The 7,438-nt window shown below is 62.3% G+C and carries 5 protein-coding genes; 2 read left to right on the forward strand and 3 right to left on the reverse strand.

Annotation, left to right across the window (positions count from 1 at the left end; translation table 11 throughout):
* The first annotated feature begins 420 nt into the window (after positions 1–420).
* Positions 421–1,551, forward strand: a complete 1,131-nt coding sequence (locus FZC61_RS17740) for an ImmA/IrrE family metallo-endopeptidase (RefSeq protein ID WP_148615483.1) — start codon at positions 421–423, stop codon at positions 1,549–1,551.
* A gap of 420 nt (positions 1,552–1,971) precedes the next feature.
* On the opposite strand, the gene FZC61_RS17745 is transcribed toward FZC61_RS17740, so the two are convergent.
* The 3 genes from FZC61_RS17745 to FZC61_RS17755 form a co-directional block, all read right to left on the reverse strand.
* Positions 1,972–2,229, reverse strand: coding sequence for a hypothetical protein (locus tag FZC61_RS17745; RefSeq protein ID WP_148615484.1), 258 nt, complete (start codon positions 2,227–2,229; stop codon positions 1,972–1,974).
* A 176-nt stretch (positions 2,230–2,405) separates the two neighbouring features.
* On the reverse strand, positions 2,406–3,071 hold the full coding sequence (locus FZC61_RS17750; protein WP_148615485.1) for a hypothetical protein: 666 nt from the start codon (positions 3,069–3,071) through the stop codon (positions 2,406–2,408).
* Between the two features lie 935 nt (positions 3,072–4,006).
* A complete protein-coding gene (locus FZC61_RS17755; protein WP_170286159.1) occupies positions 4,007–4,816 on the reverse strand; it encodes an Abi family protein in 810 nt (269 codons plus the stop codon).
* 413 nt (positions 4,817–5,229) lie between these two features.
* Here FZC61_RS17755 and FZC61_RS17760 point away from each other — a divergent pair, with 413 nt between their 5' ends.
* On the forward strand, positions 5,230–6,069 hold the full coding sequence (locus FZC61_RS17760; RefSeq protein WP_148615487.1) for a hypothetical protein: 840 nt from the start codon (positions 5,230–5,232) through the stop codon (positions 6,067–6,069).
* Positions 6,070–7,438 lie beyond the last annotated feature (1,369 nt).

The raw sequence follows: 7,438 nt of genomic DNA on the forward strand, positions 1-7,438 counted from the left end.
GAACAGTTCCACCGTGTCACGCTTTCGAAAGACTCGCAACCCCAATCGCCTGGGTCGTCGATAGTCGTTCTGCCGCGTCACGGACAAACGGCCGCGCGTGTGTCACAGTTGGATGATGAGCGCTGTAGCGACACCTGGAGGACGCGCCCGGCACGGGACGGCCTCGGAGGGGTCACGTCCGGGCGAGCACGACCTGCGTTCATCCTCCGCCGCCACCTCACTTCGCCGACTCGGTGCGTCGTCTACTGCCCCGCACGACGCAGCAGCCCAGCAGCGACACAAGGCACCGGCACAGCAACCGTTTCTCGTATCACCAGAGCCGACGATCGCGACGCAGCGTGCCCAGATGCTCACCCACGGCCACCCCCCTCTCAGGTCCGCCGTCAACGACCGAACCCCGCGCCGTAAACTGCGGCTCTCGTGAGAACTCCCGGACCAGAAGGTGCAAATACGTCACCTTCGGAAGCCGCCACTGAAGCTGCGCGCCTCTTCTCTGCATACCGGCTCCAGGTCGCCCGAGAAGCCAATGGACTGAGCAAATCCACCCTAAGCAAAGCGATCGGGGTTTCGGCGCCCGCGCTGTCTCAGTTCGAGAATGGCCAAGCGAAGCCGAAGGCGGCCACCCTGCAGAAGATCGCCGAGGAACTCGACTTCCCCCCTGAGTTCTTCTCAACAAGCAAACTCGTCGTCGACCCGACTCAGGCAGACGAAGCACGCATGGACTACTACGGCCACTTCAGGTCGCAGCGATCGATGTCAGTCACCAAGAGAAGGCAATCGCTCACCGTCGCACACCTTCTACGTGACGTCGCTGGGGTTCTCGAACGGCACGTCCAACTCCCCGAGACGACGCTGCCCAACCTGGCCGGATACAACGCCGAAGAGGCCGCCCGTGCCATCAGACAGCACCTCTCAATGTCACCGGGCCCGATTGGTGACGTCATCCAGACACTCGAACGGCAGGGCGTGGTTTGCGCACGCTTCCCGTTCGATGCAGACAACATCTCTGCGTTCAGCGTTCCGTCTAACGAACGAACCTTCCTTGTCCTTCACGCACCGAAAAGGCCCAAGCGCGATCGAGACCGATTCAGCGCAAGCCACGAACTCGGGCACCTCCTCCTGCATGACCTCGTCGAGGCCCTAGCAGCGAAAGAAACGGAGAGAGAAGCCGACAGATTCGCCTCTGAGTTCCTTATGCCTGCAGACGACATCCGCGACGAGCTCCCCTCCCGCATCGACTGGCCCCGGTTCGTCACCCTCAAGAAACGCTGGGGCACCTCCATCGGCGCACTCCTACGCCGTGCTCGCGATCTCGAAGTCATGACGCCACAGACCTACCTCCAAGGCGTCAAGACCATCAGCGCACGCGGATGGCGACACGACGAGCCGGGAGACCTCGGGCCCGCCGAGACACCACAACTACTCGACTCCGCTGTCCGGCTCTCCGAACTCACCACCACCGACATCGCGAACGAGAGCGGCTGGCCCCAGGTGAAGGTTGAAGCTCTCTTCAAAGCTACCCAGGACGCCCGCCCCTCTCTACAGCTGTAGGCGCCGAACTATCAGCCGTCAGTCCACGACCAATGCCCCGGCCAGCCAGCACTGTCGAGAGCGCGCTACTGGTGGAGCTGCTCAGATCCGGGTCACCGGGGCAGTGCCAACGAACGCTGCGATCAAGACTCGGCCCCTAACGGTTGACCACTTTCAGAGATGGCCGGCTGCGTTCTCACACGTCGGGTCAGGAGCGGCCGGATACCTGATGTCGCCGCTGGAGGAGCTGCTGAGCGAAGTCCCAGACAGCTCCTTCGCGGTTCGGGGGGTCTGCAGGTAGAACTACCGGCCCACGGCCCTCCAGGTCCAGACTCCACACCGCGTCGACGGCTACTTTCTTCTTGTGGTTGTAGTAGTCGCTGGACTCTCGGACTTCCTGCAGTGACACCCGAGTAATTGCCCCTAGCTAGGGGGAACCATTCAGCCTCGACGTCGCTCAGGAAGGGCACGTCGGTCTTCTGCGGGTTCGTCTTTGCGGTCGCTTTCGCGAGGCAGATGCCGGCCTGCGTCAGTCCGATGATCGACCCAGTTGTACTCGTCGTGAGTGATCCGGTTAGCCGAGGTGATCACCCGGTCAGGACTGAAAACCCGTGTTGCTGCGATGAGCTGGTCCGGCGCCAATCTGCCGTCCACTTTGAAGAGTGAGGTGAGCTCGCCGTCTTCGATGGAGAATCGCATGTGCCCCATCATGACGTCCGTGCGAACTAGGGGCTTCCGTACCGACTACAGGCATCACCGGGTTGTTGCGGCACGCAGGTTCTGGAGTCCTGCTCCGGTAGGAGCCGTGCCCAGCGAGACGGCTTTTGGACAGTCAGCCCGCGGCCGACGGGAACATGATCAACCAGGAAGCCTCATCACCCCACATGGACTGCGGGTCGAAACGGTTCGAGATGATGACGCAGAGGATGAGCCTCACCGTGTAGTGCTTCCTCGGCCACGGTTCGGCCCATCCCGGCGACTAGGTCGGCAATCTGTACACGCGCGTCGGCCTTGGAGTCGACCTGGTGGATGTCGCGGACAGTGACGCCCTGACCTGCAAGCGACGGAGCGACAAGATCGGGCCTGGCCAAGTGAAACTTGAGGTCCTCAATCGTTTCGGGAGTAAGCACCTTCGCGTCATCGTGGATCACGACCACGTCACGGCCGGACCTCATGCCCCAGCTTCGGGCGGTCTGGCTGATTGCAGAGAGTGCAGGATCGAGCGTTCGTAGTTTCCTGGTTCCCTCCAGGCCCGCCTGTTGACGAGCAAGTTCCGGCAGGTGAGGCGTGCCTCCCCAGATCATGCCGATGAGATCACTGAGGAGACCGGTGCAGTGCTGGCCGAGGGTGAGAAGTTGTGCTTGAAGTGCTGCGAGGCGGGCCTGAATCTCAGCCTCCCCAGGAGATCGAAGGAGGTGGTTGTAGGTCTCGAGGGTCTCGTCCCAGGCGCTGCCAAGCTCTCGCGGAGCACGCTTGTACAGGGTCATCAGGACCTTGAGCGCCAGATCTCCGGCGTAGATGTCGATACCGCGAGCGTGCATCTGTTCCTCGACGGTCGAGTCGAAGAGTTTGCAAGTCAGAAAGTAGCGCTTCTCGGTCAGGTGGACCTGGCAGTGCCCCTCGACCTCGGTATGGCGCAGTAGCCACCGGGCAGAATCGAGGTCCTTCTTCTTGAGCAGGTCCTTGGACTTGAGGCTCCTCAGTTCGGGCGCCTGTGCGCTCGCGAAGTTCGTCCATCAGCCCCTGCGACTGCTCGGCTGCGATGGCGACGCCGGCGTGCGCGAGGACCGTCGCGTTGCCCCCGAAAAGGTTCTCGCCGTCGTTGCCGGACTCGTCGCAGGCGACCTCGATCGCCGTCGTGCTGTTCTGCATCGAGACTCCGAACTCCGGTGCTGTTACCTGCACCCGGGGTCCCATCGTGGCGCAGTAGCTGTAACCCTGCACCCGGGATTGCCCGGCTGGGGGAGTGCACTGGTGTTCTCGGCCGTAGATACGTGCTCTTCGTTCCCTGGCGACCGGCGGCCAGGGCGTACCGCCGGCCTCCGCGCCCGGCGCTCTCACAAGCGGCGCCACCTTGGTACGGCTACGGCGGGGTGCGCCCAGGTGAACCCGGCACCTTGCCGTGCCGGAACCACACCCTGAACTTCGCAGACCCGGACATCGTGACTTTAGCCCACTACGCGTCGACCTCACTCACTGGACGGTTCATGCCCTCGAATCAGCAATTGGGACCGTGAACTCACCTTCCAGCCCGCACCTGAAGACAGGTCAGTCAGTCGAGCATCAAGAACGGACCGCCCACAGCAGAAAAGGTGTCAGTGCCGCACGGGTCGGCGACACCATCGAGCAGACGGCGCCCGGAACGATCCGAATCATCAAGTGCTACGGCGGTCGACAGTGCCCGCAACCCCTTGAGCAGCCGAAAGTGGTGGATGACCGCCCCGTTCAGTCGCGCCTAGATCAGTGGTCGGTGGGATCAGTACGGCGACGGATTGAGAATGCCGCTCTTGAAGGTCGCGTCCGACTTCATAAGCCGCTCCACCGCTACTGCCAGCGGGGGGCGACTTACGCCGGCATTGAACAGATCGAGCGCCAGGAAGACCTTGAAGTGACTCTTCTCGTTGAACTGACCCACCTGCCGCTTGGCGCGTCCCACGTACTTAGGCAGCACGGACGGGGGGTTCTTTGCCACGTCGTTCCACAGCCGCGACCCATGGGCGCATTCATTGCGCAAGGCGACGAACGATCTGATCTGGGACGAGAAGCCCTGGTTACCGACTGAGAAATCCGAGGCCATCCTCCTTCGGACCTCGTCCTCGACGCAGTACTCGATGCACTTCGACAGTGTGCCGAAAGACATCACCTCCACCGCCGCCCACACCGGGAGGTCGGTGTAGGTCCCCGAACCGGTGCGGTGACGTGCGATGAATGGGGCCTTGGACCGGTCGAGGTCTCTGAGCACCAGGTCATGCACCGGCATCCCTGATGCCCCGACCGAGTGGTAGGCGCTCTGGTCCCAGAACGTTTCGTAGGGTGCGACCTTCTCGCCGTAGTGCAATGAGAAGCGTGCACGCAGTGCGGTCTCGACCCGGGCGAGATGGCGCAGCGACAGGTCGCGTAAGAGCGCGTCGAGCGCATGAACTCGCCGGATCTCAGCGAGCGTCACACCGGGGCGGAAGTGGTTGTCGCCGCCTGCCGGGTCAACTTGAAAGAACCGGGCGTAGCCCGAGAACTGGTAGTAGTTCGTACGGCTCAGGAAGTCGCGACACTGGACGTGGTCGGGCACGACGAGCCCACGCTGCCTCAGCAGTGCGACCCTGGTCTTCGGGGCTCAGCCATTGTTTGCGCGCCATAGTCCGCAGAGCGTAAAAGACCCCTGCGCATTTGAGCTGTCAGCGTCTCTCCTTCAAGACACCGCCAAGCTTGGCAGGGGTGCTGTTGCGGAAGACAGTATCACTGATCCGAGCAAGGACTCAGCCCACTCAGGGAGGTCGGTACCCCGGGATCCTCCTCCCTCCCAAGCTGACGGCGCGTGTCCGGTGGGTGCCAAGGCGAAACTTCGACCACTGTCTAACAGCGGTTCATTCGGGTCACCCGCCCGGAGGCGGGCACGGAAGGGCCAGGCGTCTCATGCTGGCGCCCCCTCTGGGGGCCTCGACGGGCCCCGGGACTGTCGGTGCCGTCAGGCACGATCCGGCCATGGCAGTCGACTGGGTGGCAAGAGGGATCGCTATCGCCTCGACAGGGACCTCCCTGATGGCGCTGATGTGGGCAATCACGTCCTGGCGGCTCTCCGGCGCCTCAATCCGAGTCCACTGCCTGGCCTACCGGGGTGTCGTAGTCATCCGGATGTTCAACGCCGGCCGTACAAGCGATTCCATCGAGCACGTCGTTCTGGGAGGTCTGCGAGGCGGCCTCGGGGGCGTGGACCTCACTTCGCAGATGTGTCTTCCCGTCACGCTGCCTCCCGGCCAGGGACAACGCTGGCAGCTCAGTTCCAACGCCCCGCCTTTCGCCGACCGTGCCGGGTCACTTCGCGCAGGGTGGGACTCGCTCTGGGTGCTTCGTGGATCAATGCGTCAGACCCGGGTGGAGGTGATTCCTGTCGATGCGACTGAACCGCCGCGAGTCGGGTGGCGACTGGTCCCTCGACGAGACAACCTGTCTAGGTACGCGCCGCTGATTGTGGGCTGGCCAATTGTTGTCGTTGCCGGCCTGCCGGACGTGTCTTTGACCGTGAAGTCGTACCTCCTGCTGACCACGTTGGCCGGACTGGGGATCCGGGCCGCCTGGACAGCCGGGTCCGACCGACGCTTCCAACGTCGGCGGTTCGAGCGTTGGATGCTAGTCGCCGCGCTCGTCTGCGCCTTCGTGGAGACCATCATTCACGTGGACGCAGACAACACCGCATCGCCAGCCGCAGCACACCAGGCGATCCAACTCGCGTATCTGCTCGCTGCCGTGACGCTGGCGGTCCCAGGACTGGCGAGTCAGCTGATCGCTGTTGGACGGAGACTCCGCCGACGTGTTCGAAGCTGATTGGGTCGCAACTCGAGCCGACCGCCGACGGTACGGCCGCGATCGGCATCCACGGGCGCCCCGGCTGTCGCTCGCGCCAATCTCTCGACGAACCCCTCAGCCGGTCAACCATCAGTCGAGACCCTGGAGCCGTAGCCTCAGACCGTGGAATTTCCCGCGAACTGGCCGGACGAGCCGATGCGAGCACACATGACGGATGTGTCCACGCGAGAAAGGTTTCGATCTGTGAGGCCCGCGCATCGGAGGTCACTGATCCGTACAGCGGGAGCTTGATTGGCTCTTCGACGGAGTCGATGAGCAGCCGGCTCCGACACTCCCAGATCCAGGCGCGTCCGTTGCCGTAATGGTCTCGGGATCCGCGTCGCACCACTGGGGTGTCCAGCCTGCCCGTCACCGCGGCGACCGGCACGGTGAGCCTCCCAACGACGAGTGGGAAACGACGGTTTCTGATCTAACGGTGGTGTCATTTCTGTCTGCCCGAAACTAGGAAGCACTGCAAAGCATGACTTCGTCACAAGACGAGAACGCAAACTCTCTGAACGCGCATATCAGGCTGCACTGAATGGTCGTTCGAATGGGCAACGAGGGCAGTTTGCAGCCCACCGCCCTAGAGTTATGAACGCCATAACGCTCGCTGCGGTCGAGGCTGAATGCAAGACCATTTCAATCTGGGGCGCCGGCAACTGCAACGACCTCAAACTCGATGAATTATGCCACAACTTTAAGGTTGTTAATCTTGTCGATTGTGATTTAGCGGCACTTGGTACGGCAGTCGCGCGCGCCAGGTTAGCCAGTCCAACTGGCACAACGGGAAACCTGCGAACCGCGTATGCCGACTTGTCGGGCACCTTGGTTTCCCGACTGCCGAAAGCGGACCTAACTGTCTCATTGTGCGTGCTGACTCAGCTAATCGATACCCAAATCCAAGGGCTTAACGCAAGCCTCGGCTAAACGCGGAATACTAATGAACAGATCGCAGTCACTGTTAGTAAGCAGCGCCTCCACACCCTGATCCGGTCAATTCCATCCGGCCGACGAGGTTTCCTCGTGACTGACGTTGTTTCGAGCAGAACCTCTCTCGGACTGTGGGACCGGTCCGTAACGCCTGAATCGCAATTGATCGAGTCCATACGGTCAAAAAACTTTTTTGCAGGCACCACTCCATCTGCGGTTCAAGACGTTGCCGACGATCTGGGAGCGGTCCGAGTTACCCTACTGGACACCTGGATCTGGGACATTGGTGGCTCTTCACAGTTGAAGGTGTAGGTGCCGGTCAGGAGTTCGCGGCGCGTCGGTGACCGGAGATGGGTCGAGGTCTTCCGAGGATGGAAGTTCCTACACAGCCATCGGGAAGACCTCGACATGGACG

It is taken from the genome of Nocardioides rubriscoriae, assembly GCF_008087085.1.
Taxonomy (GTDB): Bacteria; Actinomycetota; Actinomycetes; order Propionibacteriales; family Nocardioidaceae; genus Nocardioides; species Nocardioides rubriscoriae.

What these genes read in the sequence shown, in the direction of transcription:
- FZC61_RS17750 (WP_148615485.1), bottom strand. Translation starts at nt 3,071, where the DNA reads ATGCACGCTCGCGGTATCGACATCTACGCCGGAGATCTGGCGCTCAAG.
- FZC61_RS17745 (WP_148615484.1), bottom strand. Translation starts at nt 2,229, where the DNA reads ATGCGATTCTCCATCGAAGACGGCGAGCTCACCTCACTCTTCAAAGTG.
- FZC61_RS17760 (WP_148615487.1), top strand. Translation starts at nt 5,230, where the DNA reads ATGGCAGTCGACTGGGTGGCAAGAGGGATCGCTATCGCCTCGACAGGG.